The 16,415-nt window shown below is 40.6% G+C and carries 15 protein-coding genes, 1 rRNA gene, 2 pseudogenes and 1 riboswitch; of the genes and pseudogenes, 14 read left to right on the forward strand and 4 right to left on the reverse strand.

Annotated elements, in window-relative coordinates; all coding sequences use genetic code 11:
• Nucleotides 1-109: ribosomal RNA gene (gene rrf, locus U8D43_RS02505) — 5S ribosomal RNA — on the forward strand; the annotation flags it as partial.
• Between the two features lie 453 nt (nt 110-562).
• Here rrf and U8D43_RS02510 read toward each other — a convergent pair.
• Both U8D43_RS02510 and U8D43_RS02515 read right to left on the reverse strand, forming a co-directional pair.
• A pseudogene (locus U8D43_RS02510) lies at nt 563-712 on the reverse strand (FMN-binding negative transcriptional regulator); the annotation flags it as partial.
• A gap of 842 nt (nt 713-1,554) precedes the next feature.
• On the reverse strand, nt 1,555-1,740 hold the full coding sequence (locus U8D43_RS02515; protein WP_335869397.1) for a hypothetical protein: 186 nt from the start codon (nt 1,738-1,740) through the stop codon (nt 1,555-1,557).
• 233 nt (nt 1,741-1,973) lie between these two features.
• Here U8D43_RS02515 and U8D43_RS02520 point away from each other — a divergent pair, with 233 nt between their 5' ends.
• Complete coding sequence (locus U8D43_RS02520; RefSeq protein ID WP_335869398.1) at nt 1,974-2,741, forward strand: hypothetical protein; 768 nt, start codon at nt 1,974-1,976, stop codon at nt 2,739-2,741.
• A gap of 347 nt (nt 2,742-3,088) precedes the next feature.
• On the opposite strand, the pseudogene U8D43_RS02525 reads toward U8D43_RS02520, so the two are convergent.
• Both U8D43_RS02525 and U8D43_RS02530 read right to left on the reverse strand, forming a co-directional pair.
• Nucleotides 3,089-3,196 (reverse strand): annotated as a pseudogene (locus U8D43_RS02525) (helix-turn-helix domain-containing protein); the annotation flags it as partial.
• A 9-nt stretch (nt 3,197-3,205) separates the two neighbouring features.
• Nucleotides 3,206-3,682, reverse strand: a complete 477-nt coding sequence (locus U8D43_RS02530) for a DUF2975 domain-containing protein (RefSeq protein ID WP_335869399.1) — start codon at nt 3,680-3,682, stop codon at nt 3,206-3,208.
• Nucleotides 3,683-3,999: 317 nt separating this feature from the next.
• On the opposite strand from U8D43_RS02530, the gene U8D43_RS02535 reads away from it, so the two are divergent.
• From U8D43_RS02535 to purM, 12 genes are all read left to right on the forward strand, one after another.
• Nucleotides 4,000-5,010 carry a hypothetical protein gene (locus U8D43_RS02535; protein ID WP_335869400.1) on the forward strand — a complete coding sequence of 337 codons (1,011 nt, stop codon included), beginning with the start codon at nt 4,000-4,002 and terminating at the stop codon, nt 5,008-5,010.
• A gap of 513 nt (nt 5,011-5,523) precedes the next feature.
• Entirely contained in the window at nt 5,524-6,045 is a 522-nt protein-coding gene (locus U8D43_RS02540; RefSeq protein WP_442893546.1) for a DUF2179 domain-containing protein, read from the forward strand.
• On the forward strand, nt 6,042-6,236 hold the full coding sequence (locus U8D43_RS02545) for an NETI motif-containing protein (protein ID WP_335869402.1): 195 nt from the start codon (nt 6,042-6,044) through the stop codon (nt 6,234-6,236). The genes U8D43_RS02540 and U8D43_RS02545 overlap by 4 nt, the downstream gene beginning before the upstream one ends.
• Nucleotides 6,237-6,320: 84 nt before the next feature.
• Nucleotides 6,321-6,422, forward strand: a riboswitch (purine riboswitch).
• Between the two features lie 153 nt (nt 6,423-6,575).
• Entirely contained in the window at nt 6,576-7,061 is a 486-nt protein-coding gene (gene purE, locus U8D43_RS02550; protein ID WP_335869403.1) for a 5-(carboxyamino)imidazole ribonucleotide mutase, read from the forward strand.
• The gene (gene purK, locus U8D43_RS02555; protein WP_335869404.1) at nt 7,048-8,199 is read left to right on the forward strand and encodes a 5-(carboxyamino)imidazole ribonucleotide synthase; all 1,152 of its coding nucleotides are present in this window, start codon (nt 7,048-7,050) and stop codon (nt 8,197-8,199) included. Before purE ends, purK begins: the two co-directional genes overlap by 14 nt.
• A 3-nt stretch (nt 8,200-8,202) precedes the next feature.
• Nucleotides 8,203-9,501 carry an adenylosuccinate lyase gene (gene purB / locus U8D43_RS02560; protein WP_335869405.1) on the forward strand — a complete coding sequence of 433 codons (1,299 nt, stop codon included), beginning with the start codon at nt 8,203-8,205 and terminating at the stop codon, nt 9,499-9,501.
• 377 nt (nt 9,502-9,878) lie between these two features.
• A complete protein-coding gene (purC, locus tag U8D43_RS02565) occupies nt 9,879-10,589 on the forward strand; it encodes a phosphoribosylaminoimidazolesuccinocarboxamide synthase (protein ID WP_335869406.1) in 711 nt (236 codons plus the stop codon).
• Nucleotides 10,590-10,591: 2 nt separating this feature from the next.
• A complete protein-coding gene (gene purS, locus U8D43_RS02570) occupies nt 10,592-10,843 on the forward strand; it encodes a phosphoribosylformylglycinamidine synthase subunit PurS (protein WP_335869407.1) in 252 nt (83 codons plus the stop codon).
• Nucleotides 10,840-11,526 carry a phosphoribosylformylglycinamidine synthase subunit PurQ gene (gene purQ, locus U8D43_RS02575; RefSeq protein WP_335869408.1) on the forward strand — a complete coding sequence of 229 codons (687 nt, stop codon included), beginning with the start codon at nt 10,840-10,842 and terminating at the stop codon, nt 11,524-11,526. Before purS ends, purQ begins: the two co-directional genes overlap by 4 nt.
• Nucleotides 11,510-13,735 carry a phosphoribosylformylglycinamidine synthase subunit PurL gene (gene purL, locus U8D43_RS02580; protein WP_335869409.1) on the forward strand — a complete coding sequence of 742 codons (2,226 nt, stop codon included), beginning with the start codon at nt 11,510-11,512 and terminating at the stop codon, nt 13,733-13,735. Before purQ ends, purL begins: the two co-directional genes overlap by 17 nt.
• Entirely contained in the window at nt 13,711-15,132 is a 1,422-nt protein-coding gene (purF, locus tag U8D43_RS02585) for an amidophosphoribosyltransferase (RefSeq protein WP_335869410.1), read from the forward strand. Before purL ends, purF begins: the two co-directional genes overlap by 25 nt.
• A gap of 241 nt (nt 15,133-15,373) precedes the next feature.
• Entirely contained in the window at nt 15,374-16,405 is a 1,032-nt protein-coding gene (purM, locus tag U8D43_RS02590; RefSeq protein ID WP_335869611.1) for a phosphoribosylformylglycinamidine cyclo-ligase, read from the forward strand.
• Nucleotides 16,406-16,415 lie beyond the last annotated feature (10 nt).

A 16,415-nucleotide genomic window follows, 5' to 3' on the forward strand; every position in this document is an offset into this window, starting at 1 on the left:
GCATTAGCGAAGAGGTCACACCCGTTCCCATACCGAACACGGAAGTTAAGCTCTTCTGCGCCGATGGTAGTTGGGGGTTTCCCCCTGTGAGAGTAGGACGTCGCCATGCATTATTAAAAAACAGCCTGAGGGCTGTTTTTTTGTGTTGAACTTGAATTTGAATTTGAACTAAATGAAACCAGATTCTATTCATGAACGGGAGTGAGAGTGGGGAGAAGCAAGGAGATCAAGGAAGTGAGTGAGAGAAGTCCGGATCGTACAACGTACGTGAGGATCTGAACGAGCGAAGCTGACGAAGAGATCCGCCGCTTATCGCCGCTCGAACCAGCGCCGATGGAAGTTGGGGTGACCCTGTGAGAGTAGGACGTCGCCATGCATTATTAAAAAACAGCCTGAGGGCTGTTTTTTTGTTTTGAATTTGAACTAAATGAAACTAGATTCTATTCATGAACGGGAGTGAGAGTGGGGAGAAGCAAGGAGATCAAGGAAGTGAGGGAGTGAAGCCCGGAGCGTACAACGTACGTGAGGATCTGAACAAGTAAAGCTGACGAAGAGATCCGCCGCTTATCGCCGCTCGAACCAGTGCAGATGGAAGAAGAGTAACATACGGTTCCCCATTATGCTGTGAAAATAAAGCTGCAAAGCTGTACTATTCCATAAAATCATAGACCATCTCTTCATTATCGATTTTGAAATATTTAGGAATGTACATAATTAATCCTCCGCTACAAAATTAGCTTTCCTGATGATATCATTCGTTTTAGTAGATAATCTTAGTTTTCACAAAAAATTGCTGTTCAAACAATCCGCAATAAAACTGCTAATAATCCTATATATTTCTGCTAATATAGTAAGCTGCAAAGCCGATGGTGAGAGGATATTATCTACGGACTATAATGGTGAGAATTATTTTTCAATGAATGACCGGGTAGATATCATAGAAATAAATGGCTCAATTAATATTTATATTAATCATAGAAGCAATGAAAAACATGAATGGAATCTGGAAAATGTAGTGGGAGAAATAAAAAACAGGCAAACGAGAATACTGAATTTGAAGAGTGGACATCTACAAATTTACCGATTGGAATGGAAATTCAAGATATATAGGAAAATGCGTTTGAAACGAATGGGATAATCTGCGTGGAAGTTGTCAATAACGAACTCATTTCATACAGGTATCTGATGGAAGATTGAAATACTATTCTTTTCCTAACACTCTAGTGGTTGTTTTTGAAAAAGCAGATATTAATCAAGCGGATAGGATTCAGGGGTAACCCTAGTTAAAAACCAAAAAATGCATTAAAGTAAGTGTATGTATTCCTTGAGATTGTTCGTGTTGTCGGATTGATATAGGGATTTTTTCAATATGTTTTAGCACAAGTCCATTCAACAGGATGTGGATGGTCTTCGGATTATCTATACGTATCATTCTATAGTAATGATAATATTAAGAGCTTTTCGAATTCCATTTTTCACTCGGAAGCAACAAATTATGAGAAAAAAGCTTTGGTACACAGTATAAAAGGCTCAGAATTAATCTGAGCCTTCCCGTTATTTTCCAGCTAGAGCCCTTAAGCCTTTATAAATGAGATAAAGGGAAAAAATTAATATAGCAAAAATCCCGATTATAGTAGTAACTGGCTCGATACTTTCTAGAAATGTCCCTTCAAGCGGAATTTCTAATAAGGCAAAACCGGCTAAAATACAAGCTAATAATAAAAAATAAGGTCGATCCATTCTGTTCCTCCTCCTCTCCGTAAAGTATATGTGCAAATGTAGAGGAAGATGATTCCGAGAATGCAATAGAGAATAATTGTTCTATGAAAAAAAAGCTTATTTTGTGTTCACCACCATGAAATCAAGAATTTTAATATTTCAAGCTTTGAAATATTTGTTAGTAAAGTGTTAAAAGAAACCTTAAATATTTCTTGGATATTCATTACATTCTAACTAGAAAAGTAGGGATCTATATGATTATACCGAAACAGATTTTTAGTACGTGGAAAAAGTTTGATGGATTCCCCATGGAGACATTGACAAAGGCGTGGTTTTATCAAAAAGGAACCGTGAAGAAGCAAAAAGATGTTAGGTTGATGAGAGAGCACCGAGAGCGATACGGAATTTCAGGTAATTGCTTTGACCTTACGCTATGGTTGCTGGATGAGTTTAAACGAGATGGTATCAAAGCGTATCCGATTGGTCAGCATTTGGGTACGGAGCATGCTCATGTCGCGGTGGTAGCTTTAGATGAAGATGGCAAACGGTATCTATGTGATCTAGGAGATCAGTGGTTACAACCAATTTTAGTGGATGAAGACCGCCAAGAACTCTATAGTGGCTTTTTCCCAGCAGCAAATGTTCAGGTGCAACTAGAAGGCAAAGGGAATCTGAACATTTTTTATCATCGACCGAACGGGAAAATGTCCTCACAACAATTTCAATTAGAGCCTATTGAAATGACGGAATTTATGAAGGCAGCTGAGTTTTCACAAAATTTGATTAAGTCTAAACCTTTATTGGAGTGTAGGGTAGCTTATCAATTGGAGATAGCTCATTGGGAATTTTATAACTGGGAGAGCTTTCTTAGTACTACTGAGGGGATTGTAAAAGAGCCAAATTTAGCAAGTGTTGAGGAGTGGGTAGAGAAAATCCATCAACAGACAGGGTACGACAAGTACTTTTTATTGGTTGCTCTAGAACAATACATTGGAGAAAACCATCCTAGCCCTTTCAGATGAAGAAAGGGTTGCATTCACGAGAGAAAAGGTCCATCAGAATTGGGGATTTTTTCTCTCGATACATAAGAAAATCAGCTTTTAGCTAATTGACCTCGGTTGTTTCTGGCTGATATCCTAATAAATCTCCAGGCTAGCAGTCTAGAGCTGTGCAGATGACCTCTAGAGTAAATAGACGTACGGATTTGACCTTGCTGTTTTTTTAAAATGGCTGTTTTCGCACCAGTATATAAACGGTGATATAGCCTTGCTTCGGGCATCATTTCGTCTATTTTTGATGGAAATCAACAGTGAAATGGGCGATTTAATCAACAATCAGATGATTTAGCCACAATGTATACGAAAAGAGCCTTTAAAAAAGGCAGATTGGCTAAAGTAATCCCGACCCGATTTGATAGTTCTGTGACGCTCATTTTTCTTTTGGCTAGCATAACATCTACATTGATGATTATGGGCATGATCTCACCTCAAACTGTCAAATCGTTTTCAGATTTTATTTCGTTCGCTGTCTTTAAGAGTTCTTGGAGTATGGCTGAAAAAACGGCTATGACTAAAGAAGCAAAAATAATAGAAAATCCAATAATGGCAATACCAGGATGTAATGCGTCTTGGAATCCTAGGAATAAAAGTCCAAAAATATATAAACCCATGATAACATAGGTGTAATTTTGGAATATTTCCAAAGAACTTCCAGCGACTTCTGGAAAAGCAGTTCTTCTTTCAATAGTACGTAAAAGCGTAAAGGCTTCAACTAGGGAAAGGAAAAAGGGGAGAGATGTCACATAAATCCCGACCAACACAGGGTATTTTAAATAACGATATTCCGGATTGACCTTAGTAGCGCTATGTGCAAGCTGAGGCAGCCAAAAAATGCAGGAAAGTAGAATGAATAATCCAATTAAAAGGATGGAGAATTTTAAAAACAAGGTAGTTCTTTGTTTCATATTGCACCTCCCATCACTATGATAACAATAGTGTATAAGAAAATTTATTGTTTAGCAATAAAAAAATATTGTTTTTAAATAAAAGTAAGTCTGTGAATAAATCTCGAATCTATAGAAAAATAGTGATACTGCGGTTATAGAAAGGAGTAAAATCATTTAGTAGTATGACTTCGTGCTCATTTCCCAATAAGAAATTTTTCAATTCTAGATAAAATGAAAAAAAGAGCAAGAAAAAAACCTCCCTGTATTTTTTCTTTATGTGTTAGGAGTAACAAGGCTTACAAAAAAAGCGATAGACAAAGGAGTTGGCAGAATTCATGATAGAAAAATTACGAGTGGGTTTATTTTCGGACGAAGATGTGTTGCGAAAGGTAACTCTAATGATGTTAGACAATGTGTTAAATGTACCAAATTCGCTGGTGATTGAGTTACTGAAGGAAGCAGTCAACTATTCTCATAAGCGACCGGAAATATTAATATCCCTTTCTTCAAGAAGCATTCCTTGTGAAGGTTTAATGCCATTAGTAGAAATCCTTCAACATGAATCAAGTGAGGATGTAAGGGAGATTGCCTTGAATTTACTTCGAAATGTGGAGCCTGAGTTGTTGGTGAAAAATGAAAAACTTGTAGCACCATTTTTGACGGATGGGGAGCAATCTTTTTATCGTTTGCTTGCGAATGGGCATAAAAAAGACGTATGGAGCGAGTTTGAACAGACCCTCGTTGGACTAATGCAGCAAGAAGTGGGTTATGAACGGGCAGAGAGGTTAGCAAAGGTGCTCGCGACTAAGGGATGGATTGATGATTTTGTGATTGATTCCGTTATGAATGATGATTTAAATGAAGGATCAATTTCGTACGAAGGACTCATCATGATTTTTCTCATTGGTATATTGAAAAAAAATAAGTATTTACCAATCTTAGCGAACCTTCTATATACAGAGGATGATCTTATTTTAGGCTTTGTGGAGGAGGCTTTAAAAAGATTTCAGAGCGAGGAAATGGTGGAGGTCGTGACCCCGTATTTACTTGATAGGGACACGTCTCTTTTTGCGGCGGGGATTGTTGGTTCAGTGAAGAGTTCATACGCAAGAGAACAATTACAGATGGCGTATCACAAGGTGGATGACGGGGATGAGAAGGCGATCTTAATTGATGCCCTTTGTTGTCAATTAGATGTGGAGGCTCTACCGGAAATTCAAGATTATCTACAGAGAGGTTTTGTCTCGGGATTGATAGATACGACGGAGGCAACCTATGGCTATTTTCGATTGCTTGGGTTGAATCATGCGCATCTCCAGGATTGGAAGGCATCCTTACAATCCTAAAACTAAAGCTAATACCTTATTTATTGTTGCTAGCTCAAATTATTTTTGGTTAAATTATTCATTTTTGTAACTATCCACCGGCATCGAATCTGTATTCCAAAAGGGCTTTCGTTTTTCGAAGTGTTTGTGGCTATTGAAACAAAAAATAGATGGTTTCAATTATTTTTATCAGTCGTACCATTTTATGATGCGAAAAGATGCCCGAAGTATTTCTTCCTCATGAAATAAGGACTAATTCGAAAGCCAATAATCTTTAAAAAATAGCCTTTTGCAAGAAGGCATGAAATTTTAAATAGTTTCTTTGTCGGGGTGATTCCAATCTTATTGAGGAGGTTCATTGGTCGTTACCTTTTCACCCTATTGAAACAAAAAATAGAGGAATCAATTGGAGGGGAGGAGAAAAAATAAATATAAGTAAATTCCTTTAACAATTAAGGGGAACTCTAGTAGAATAGAGGCTTTACAGCATATAAGATTTAAGGGGGACTTTTTTTGTTGGATAATAGCTTGTTGATGATGGCGATTATTTTTACTATTAATATTGTGTATGTGTCTTTTTTCACGATTAGAATGATTCTAACATTAAAAGGATATCGCTACATTGCGGCTTTTGTAAGCATGATTGAAGTGGTTATTTATGTCGTTGGATTAGGGCTTGTATTAGATAACTTAAATCAAATACAAAATTTAGTGGCGTATGCATTAGGCTATGGCTTAGGAGTTATTGTTGGAATGAAGATTGAAGAGAAGTTAGCTTTAGGGTATATTACCGTTAACGTTATTACAACAGAGCATGAACTAGATTTGCCAAAGAAACTCAGAGATCTTGGGTATGGTGTGACGAATTGGTCAGCGAATGGTCTCGATGGAAATCGAATGGCGATGCAAATCTTAACACCGAGAAAGTATGAATTAAAGCTAAATCAAACGATTAAAGAGCTAGATTCGAAGGCATTCATCATCTCCTATGAACCGAAAACGATTCACGGGGGATTTTTAGTTAAATCTGTTCGAAAAGGGAAGTTGTTACAATGAGTAAAAAACGATTTGAAGTACAGGAAAAGGAAAGTATTGAAGAGTGCTTAGCACGAATGAAGCAGGAAGGATATTCTCCGGTAAAACGTATTGAAAAGCCTCTTTTTAAAGAAGTAGTGAGAGAAGGTCGGAAAGACTATGAGCCGGTTGCTGCGCAAATAGTCTTTGAAGGTAAACGATTAGAAGATTAAAACCGAACAATAGGAATATTTATTAATAAAACGTTCGAATATTAGTTGACTTTGATTTCGCCCTCTTGTTATGATAATGAAGGAAAACAAACAATTACATCCCCTCGTATATCCACGGGAATATGGCCCGTAAGTCTCTACCCAGTCACCGTAAATGATTGGCCTATGAGGGAAAGTAGTCATTCTGGTTGAACATTAAAGGGCGAGTTCTGCCTGCTTTTTCTCACCCCAGATGAACCTGCTTTCTCTCTACAGAGACAGGTTCATTTGGGGTATTTTATGTTCATAAAAGAATAAGAGGTTCCTAGCCTTAAGCAAAGCGGTAGGAGGAGAAGAGACATGGCAGTGGTTGGAATTATTATGGGAAGTACATCCGATTGGGAGACGATGAAACATAGTTGTGATCTTTTAGATGAGCTGGAAGTTTCGTATGAAAAAAAAGTTGTCTCCGCTCATCGAACACCAGATGAAATGTTTCAATATGCTGAAAAAGCGAGAGCTAGGGGAATCAAAGTGATTATTGCAGGGGCAGGAGGAGCCGCACATTTACCGGGTATGGTTGCTGCCAAGACGACACTCCCTGTAATTGGTGTTCCTGTTCAGTCGAAGGCACTCAACGGACTGGATTCACTTCTTTCGATTGTACAAATGCCTGGTGGAGTCCCTGTGGCGACGGTGGCCATTGGAAAAGCCGGGGCAGTAAATGCAGGTCTGCTTGCTGGCCAAATATTATCGATTGAAGATAAAGAGGTTGAAAAACGACTTCAAATGCGACGAGATGACATGGCTGAAAACGTCAGAGAAAGTAGTGATGAGCTTGTCTAGATCATGGATTGCGCCAGGGAGTACGATTGGTATTATAGGCGGTGGGCAATTGGGGCGAATGATGGCGTTGGCGGCGAAGGAAGCGGGATTTAACGTGATTGTTCTGGATCCAACGAAAAATTCATCATGTGGCCAAGTAGCTGATAATGAGATTGTGGCAGCCTTTGATGATCGTGATGCACTAGCTCAACTAGCAGCTCGTTGTGACGTGGTTACATATGAATTTGAGAATATTGATTATGATGCGTTGTGTTGGTTAGAGTCAGTTGCCCATGTACCTCAAGGTGCAGAGCTAATTCAAATCACGCAAGATCGTATATTAGAAAAACAAGCGCTTATGAGGGCAGGAGTAAGCGTGGCATCATTTGCGAAGATAAGGAAAGAGCATGACCTTTATGAACAGATTGAAAGGATCGGTTACCCTGCCGTTTTAAAAACAACACGAGGTGGATATGACGGAAAAGGTCAAATCATCCTTCGTGAAGAAAAAGATTTACAATCAGCGATGAAAGTATTAAGAAGCGGAGACTGTGTGTTGGAAGAGTGGATTTCTTTTGAAAAAGAGATTTCTGTCGTATTAACGAGGAATTCGGATGGAGAACTTACTATGTTTCCCGTCGCCGAAAACATTCACCGACAAAATATTCTCCATGAAAGCATAGTACCGGCAAGAATTTCACATGCTACAACGTCAGAGGCTTATAAGTTAGCTCGAAAAATAGCAGAGCATCTCGGGCTCATTGGTACATTGGCGGTGGAGATGTTTGTGAATGAGGATGGCTCCATCTACGTGAACGAGTTAGCTCCAAGACCTCATAACTCCGGCCATTACACGATTGAAGCGTGTGAAACTTCACAATTTGCACAACATATAAGAGCGATCTGTAACTGGCCCTTAAAATCGACCGCCTTAGTAAAGCCGGCGATTATGGTAAATATTTTAGGAGAGCATGTCTCAGCTTTAATGAAAGAAATTCCTTTAAGATCAGATTGGTCAATTCATTTATATGGAAAAGATGAGGCAAAAGAAAAGCGCAAAATGGGGCATGTGACGATTTTGACAAACGAACTAGAACATACATTAGACGAGATAAACAAGAGTAGGGTGTTTACATCCTTCCAAGAATCGGAGGCATAAGAAATGATTGATCGTTATACACGCCCGGAGATGGGGAATATTTGGACTGAAGAAAATCGGTTTCAAGCGTGGTTGGAAGTGGAAATTTTAGCGTGTGAAGCATGGGCTGAGTTAGGTGATATTCCTCGTGAGGATGTGGAGAAGCTTAGACAAAATGCAGGATTCGATGTTGCGCGTATTAAAGAAATTGAAGAAGAAACACGTCATGACGTCGTTGCGTTTACCCGTGCCGTGTCGGAAACATTAGGTGAGGAGAAGAAATGGGTCCACTACGGGTTAACGTCAACCGATGTAGTGGATACAGCACTTTCATATATTTTAAAGCAAGCAAATGAAATTTTGCTTTCCGATCTAGAACGTTTTGTTGAGATATTAAAAGAAAAAGCCATGGAGCATAAGCAAACGGTGATGATGGGCCGTACTCATGGAGTTCATGCTGAGCCAACGACGTTTGGATTAAAAATGGCCCTGTGGTATGAAGAGATGAAACGGAATTTAGAGCGCTTTAAGTTAGCGGCTGCAGACGTGGAATTCGGGAAACTTTCTGGTGCAGTTGGGACCTATGCAAATATTGATCCATTTGTTGAGAAGTATGTGTGTGAAAAATTAGGGTTAACCCCTGCGCCAGTCTCGACTCAAACGCTTCAGCGGGATCGACATGCCCACTATATGAGCAGTATCGCCCTCATAGGCACGTCAATTGAAAAGATGGCAGTAGAAATTCGTGGCTTACAAAAAAGCGAGACGAGAGAAGTGGAAGAATTTTTTGCGAAAGGGCAAAAGGGCTCGTCTGCAATGCCTCATAAACGCAATCCGATTGGGTCAGAAAATATGACCGGATTGGCACGCTTGCTGCGTGGGTATATGCAAACGGCTTTTGAAAATGTACCCCTTTGGCATGAACGTGATATCTCGCATTCTTCTGCTGAGCGTGTCATCCTGCCAGATGCCACGATTACCTTAAATTATATGTTGAATCGTTTCGGCAATATCGTGAAGAACTTAACAGTGTTCCCAGAAAACATGAAACGAAATATGAACGCAACGCTCGGTCTTATTTATTCTCAGCGCGTTTTGCTTACGCTGATTGATAAAGGAATGACAAGAGAAGATGCCTACGATCGAGTGCAACCATGCGCAATGGAAGCATGGGAGACACAGGTTCCCTTCCGAACGCTGATCGAGCGTGATGAACTTATTGCAGCAAAACTTTCATCTGATGAAATTGAAGCTTGCTTTGATTATCGCCACCACCTTAAGCATGTAGATACCATTTTTGCCCGCATTGGTTTAGAGAGATAATCGTTCTTCGACAGTGTGAAAAAGGTAAAGGAGTGAAGACCCTTTACCTTTTTTTGAAAGCACTTTTCGTAAAACTGTTTTCGCACCAGTCTATAAACGGTGATATACCTTTGTTTCGAGCATCATTTCTTCTATTTTCGGTGGAAATCAACAGTGAAATGGGCGAATTAATCAAAAATCAGTTGAAATAGCCACAATGTAAACAAAAAGAGCCAAAGAATGGAGATCATGTATTTCCATTCATTCAGTCAAGGAAAAGACGAAAAGGTGAGCCGAAGCCCATTTAGGTCAAGGTATATGTTCAAATGAGAAAAGTAACTATTCTTGAAAAAATATAGAATAAAAATTGCTACTATTCACATATTGGAGGGTTTTATTTGGGGAAACGCGAGTTATTATATGAAGGAAAAGCGAAAAAAATCTACGCAACAGCAGAGAAAAACACTGTTTGGATTCAATATAAGGACAGTGCGACCGCTTTTAATGGAGAAAAGAAAGCGGAAATTGAAGGGAAGGCTGCTCTGAATAATAAGATTACAAGCTTGATTTTTGCTAAACTCGCTTCTGAAGGCATATCATCACATTTTCTTCAGACCCTGTCTGAAACAGAGCAGTTAGTTAAAAAAGTAGACATTATTCCACTAGAAGTCGTGATTAGAAATATCGTTGCCGGAAGTTTGTCTAAACGAATTGGGGTAGCTGAAGGAACACGTTTAAAACGGCCGATAGTGGAATTTTATTATAAAGATGACGAGTTAGGCGATCCGCTGTTGACTGATGAGCATATTGAGGTATTGGAGCTTGCGACCGTGGAGGAAAGAAGAGGATTAAGAGAGAAAGCCCTACAAATTAATAGTGTTCTTCAGCCATTTTTCCTTACTATTGGCATCGAACTAGTAGACTTTAAGCTTGAATTTGGAAAAGACGAGAACCATCAAATTTTATTAGCGGATGAGATCTCTCCTGATACGTGCAGGCTATGGGATCTTCATACGAAAGAAAAGCTAGATAAAGATGTTTTTCGTAGAAATATAGGTGATATAACCGACGCGTATTCAACGATTTTAACGAGATTAGGAGGAGAATAGATATGGTGAATGTGAAAATTTACGTGACATTAAAGCAAAGTGTTTTAGACCCTCAAGGTGAAGCCGTGAAAAATGCCCTTCATAGCATGAACTACGCTGAGGTAGAGGATGTACGAATCGGAAAGTACATGGAATTGGTCTTAGCGGATACGGATGATGTTGAACAAAAAATCATGGAAATGTGTGAGCGTTTACTATCGAATCCGGTTATTGAAGATTACTCGTTTGAAATTGAGGAGCGTGTCGCCCAATGAAGTTCGCTGTGATTGTCTTTCCAGGGTCCAATTGCGATGTCGATATGTTTCATGCGATTCAAGATGCATTAGGCGAAGAGGTAGAATATGTATGGCATCATACAGAGAACTTGCAAGATTATGACGGAATCTTGCTACCCGGTGGATTCTCATATGGTGATTATTTACGGTCGGGTGCGATTGCTCGTTTTTCCAATGTGATGAAGGAAGTGGTAGCTGCAGCAGAAGCTGGAAAACCTGTGCTCGGTATTTGCAATGGATTTCAAATTTTGCTAGAAGCTGGTTTGTTACCTGGAGCGATGAGACGCAATGAAAAGTTGAAATTCATTTGTAAAACGGTGCCACTTAGAGTCGAAAACTGCGACACGATGTTTACCGCTGCTTACGAGGCGAATGAAGTGATCCATATCCCAATCGCACATGGTGAGGGAAATTATTATTGTGATCGGGAGACATTACACTCGTTAAAGAAAAACAAGCAAATTCTATTCACTTATGACGACAATAATCCAAATGGATCAGTGGACAATATTGCAGGCATTACGAATGAAAAGGGTAATGTATTAGGGATGATGCCTCATCCCGAGCGAGCGGTCGAGGCTGTACTTGGAAGTCAGGACGGGTTAAAAATATTCCAATCAATTGTACGACACTGGAGGGAATCACATGTCATTAATGCTTGAACCAACGACGGATATGATCAAAGAGAAGCAGTTGTATAAAGAAATGGGATTGACGGAAGAAGAGTTTGTTAAAGTCGAGACGATTCTCGGTCGAACACCGAATTATACAGAAACTGGTTTATTTTCAGTGATGTGGTCGGAGCATTGCTCATATAAGAACTCAAAGCCTGTCCTCAGCAAGTTTCCAACCACTGGGGAGAACGTCCTACAAGGACCAGGAGAGGGAGCGGGCATCGTTGACATTGGAGATCAGCAAGCAGTTGTATTTAAAATTGAAAGCCATAATCACCCTTCTGCGATTGAACCTTATCAAGGAGCGGCAACAGGTGTCGGTGGAATTATACGTGATGTATTTTCAATGGGAGCAAGACCAGTCGCGCTCCTCAACTCTTTACGCTTTGGAGAATTGGCTTCTCCTCGTGTTCGGTATCTTTTTGAAGAAGTAGTAGCTGGCATTGCTGGTTACGGGAACTGTATCGGTATTCCAACGGTTGGGGGTGAAGTTCAATTTGATGCATGCTACGATGGTAATCCTTTAGTGAATGCAATGTGCGTCGGACTGATTCATCATGAGGACATCAAAAAAGGTCAAGCCCATGGAGTAGGTAATACAGTCATGTATGTTGGAGCAAAAACAGGACGGGACGGAATTCACGGGGCAACTTTTGCGTCCGAGGAGCTAAGTGAAGCATCAGAAGAAAAGCGTCCAGCCGTTCAAGTAGGGGATCCGTTCATGGAGAAACTGCTGCTAGAAGCATGCCTTGAACTTGTGAAAATGGAGGCCTTAATTGGAATCCAAGATATGGGAGCGGCGGGCTTAACCTCTTCATCCGCAGAGATGGCTAGTAAAGCAGGATCAGGAATTGAAATGAATTTAGATTCAGTGCCACAGCGAGAACGGGACATGTCGGCGTATGAAATGATGCTAAGTGAATCCCAAGAGCGGATGCTTATTGTAGTGAAAAAAGGAAGAGAACAGGAAATCATCGACTTATTTTCAAAATATGAGTTAGAGGCGGTTTCGATTGGAAAGGTAACTAATGATCGAACACTACGACTGCTTCATCGTGGCGAACTAGTTGCCGAAGTACCTGTGGATGCATTAGCTGAAGATGCGCCAGTTTATCACAAACCATCGAAAGTGCCGGCTTATTTCGCAGAATTTCAACAAATGGATAACGAAATTCCGAGAGTAGCAGATTACAAGGAAACGTTGCTGTCTTTATTGAAACAACCAACGATTGCTAGCAAAGAATGGGTGTACTCGCAATACGATCATCAAGTCCGTACAAATACGGTTGTGAGTCCCGGAAGTGATGCGGCGGTAGTGCGAATACGTGGGACAAAGAAAGCTCTTGCAATGACGACAGATTGTAATTCTCGCTATCTTTATCTAGATCCAGAAATGGGTGGTAAAATTGCTGTTGCTGAGGCAGCTCGAAATATTGTCTGTTCGGGGGGAGCTCCTCTTGCAATCACTGATTGCCTGAATTTCGGAAATCCAGAAAAACCAGAAATTTTCTGGCAACTAGAAAAATCTGTAGACGGAATGAGCGAAGCCTGCCGTGTTTTGGGTGCTCCAGTTATTGGAGGGAATGTATCACTCTATAATGAAACGAATGGGACAGCGGTTTATCCAACTCCTGTTGTTGGCATGGTTGGGCTGATTGAGGATGTTGACCATATAACTACACAAAGTTTTAAAGAAAGCGGAAATAAAATCTATGTGCTTGGTGAAGCAAAAGCAGAGTTTGGCGGAAGCGAACTCCAAAAATTAGTTACAGGAAAGATATCAGGCAAAGCGCCTGCCTTGGATTTAACGATCGAGAAAAAAAGACAGAATATGATCTTAACAGCCATTCAGGCTGGAGTTGTGGCTTCCGCTCATGATGTTGCAGAAGGCGGTTTGGCCGTAGCGATAGCGGAAAGCTGTTTTAACACGAAAGGACTAGGTGCCAAGGTTGAACTCGAAGACTCTGTCACGGAATTATTTAGTGAAACACAGTCTCGCTATCTCTTATCGGTAAAAGAAGCTGATGTGCACAAGTTTGAGCAAATCATCCCAGAAGCCATTAACATCGGCGAAGTCTCGAGTGATGGCGAGCTTTGCATGATGAATCAGAAACACGTTCTGTTATCAGCATCCATCTGTGAACTAGAAGAAGCTTGGAAAGGAGCGATTCCATGCTTGCTGAACTCAAAGGATTAAATGAAGAATGTGGGATTTTTGGTATTTGGGGAAGGGAGGATGCTGCCCAAATTACGTACTACGGCTTACATAGCCTTCAGCATCGAGGGCAAGAAGGGACAGGAATTGTCGTAAGTGATGGAAATTCTCTAAAGGGGATGAAAGGTGAAGGGCTTGTAACAGAAGTCTTTAGTGCAGATAAACTTGTTGAGTTAAAGGGAAAGGCTGCCATCGGTCATGTTCGGTATGCTACAGCGGGGGGGGGCGGCTATGAAAATGTTCAACCACTTTTATTCCACTCGCAGGAAGGAAGTTTAGCGCTTGCTCATAATGGCAACCTTGTGAACGCCAATGCTCTTAAGCATCAATTAGAGAGACAGGGAAGTATCTTTCAAACAAGCTCAGACACAGAAGTCTTGGCTCATTTAATTAAACGAAGTGGGTATGTAGATTTAAAAGATCGTGTCAAAAATGCGCTGTCCATGTTAAAGGGAGCATATGCCTTTTTACTGATGACAGAAACCGAATTAATGGTCGCACTTGATCCAAATGGTCTTCGTCCACTCTCGATTGCCAAATTAGGAGATTCGTATGTAGTGGCATCTGAAACCTGTGCATTTGATATTATAGGGGCTGAATTTATAAGAGATATTGAACCTGGAGAGTTAGTCACCTTAAGCGATGAAGGGATCACTACGGATACATTTTCTTACTCTGGAAATAAAGCGATTTGTACGATGGAGTATATTTATTTCTCAAGACCGGACAGCAATATCGGTGGAATCAACGTTCACAGTGCGAGAAAAACGCTTGGAAAAGAATTGGCCAAGGAGGCTCCTATTGAAGCGGATGTGGTGACAGGTGTTCCGGATTCGAGTATTTCTGCGGCAATCGGATATGCGGAGGACACGGGAATCCCTTATGAGATGGGGTTAATCAAAAATCGCTATGTCGGTCGCACATTTATTCAACCTTCACAATCACTTAGAGAGCAAGGAGTAAAAATGAAACTATCCCCTGTTCGAGGTGTGGTAGAAGGAAAACGTGTCGTTATGGTGGATGACTCTATCGTACGTGGGACGACGAGCAGACGTATTGTAAGCATGTTAAAGGAAGCTGGAGCAAGGGAAGTGCATGTAGTTATCAGCTCTCCTCCGATAAAAAACCCTTGTTACTATGGAATCGACACGTCTAGTCATGAGGAACTCATCGCCTCAAAGCATTCGGTGGAGGAAATTCGAAAATTGATTGGGGCAGACTCATTAACCTTTTTAAGCGTAGAAGGAACTGTGAGAGCGATTGGGCGAAAAGAAGAAGGTCCGAATTGTGGGCAATGTATGGCTTGTTTTACTGGTCAATATCCAACAGAAATTTATCCTTCAACGGTTCTGCCTCATGAAAAGGAATTAGCAAAATAATGTGAGCAACATGGCTAATGCTTTATTAGGTTTTAGATTTGGAAAGAGGAGCTAAGGCCATTTGCTGAAGTCTCTTTTCGTATTGCCAGTGATGTCGTTCCAAAAAACAAGAAAAGGTGTCCTTGAAACCTATCAGATAACCGGTATTTATGCTAGTGTGAAAACAGCCAAACCGAATATACGAATACTAGATGGGTTGAGTCAAGTTGAATATGGAGAGAAAACAAGAGGAGGCAAAAAGGTGACTAATTCCTATCAGAAAGCTGGAGTCAATATTGAAGCAGGCTATGAGTCTGTCAAGCGGATGAGTCAACATGTAAAACGCACAGAAAGACAGGGAGTTATGGGAGCTTTAGGCGGTTTTGGAGGATTATTTGATCTTTCTTCTCTAGGGTTGAGCGAGCCAGTCCTCGTTTCTGGAACAGATGGTGTGGGAACAAAACTAAAACTCGCATTTATGTTGGACCGTCACGATACAATTGGTATTGATTGTGTTGCGATGTGTGTGAATGACATCGTCGTACAAGGAGCTGAACCGCTTTTTTTTCTAGATTATATTGCTTGTGGAAAAGCAGTTCCAGAGAAAATTGAGAACCTTGTGAAAGGCGTGGCTGACGGGTGTCAACAAGCTGGTTGTGCACTGATTGGAGGAGAGACTGCGGAAATGCCGGGTCTTTATGAAGAGAATGAGTATGATATTGCGGGCTTCAGTGTAGGTGCTTGTGAGAAAAAAGAACTCATCACAGGTAAAGCCATCCAAAGAGGGGATGTATTGATCGGGCTGTCTTCTAGTGGTCTACATAGTAATGGGTACTCACTAGTTCGTAAAATTCTCTTCGAAGATCACTCCTATTCACCGAAAGAGAATATTGCAGAGTTAGGAAACGAGTTAGGAGATGTGCTTTTAACGCCGACTAAAATCTATGCAACCTCCGTGTTGGCAGCAAAAAAAATCTTCTCCATTCATGGAATGGCTCATATTACAGGTGGAGGGTTTATCGAAAACCTACCTCGTATGCTCCCGAAAGGACTGGGGGTTGAGATAGTGGATGGATCGTGGGAAGTTCCAGCTATTTTTCCTTTTCTCCAAAAACTTGGAAACTTGACCAAGGAAGAGATGTATAACGTGTTTAATATGGGGATTGGTTTTGTATTAGCTGTACCAGCTGAAGAGGCGGAACATTTAGTTGAATTCTTTGCTGGACGAGGAGAAAATGCCACGATTATTGGAAAAGTCAACGAATCTGAAGGGGTAATCTTTTGCGGTCAATAGAAGCAAACGG

The sequence above is a fragment of the Bacillus sp. 2205SS5-2 genome, assembly GCF_037024155.1.
Taxonomy (GTDB): Bacteria; Bacillota; Bacilli; order Bacillales; family Bacillaceae_K; genus Bacillus_CI.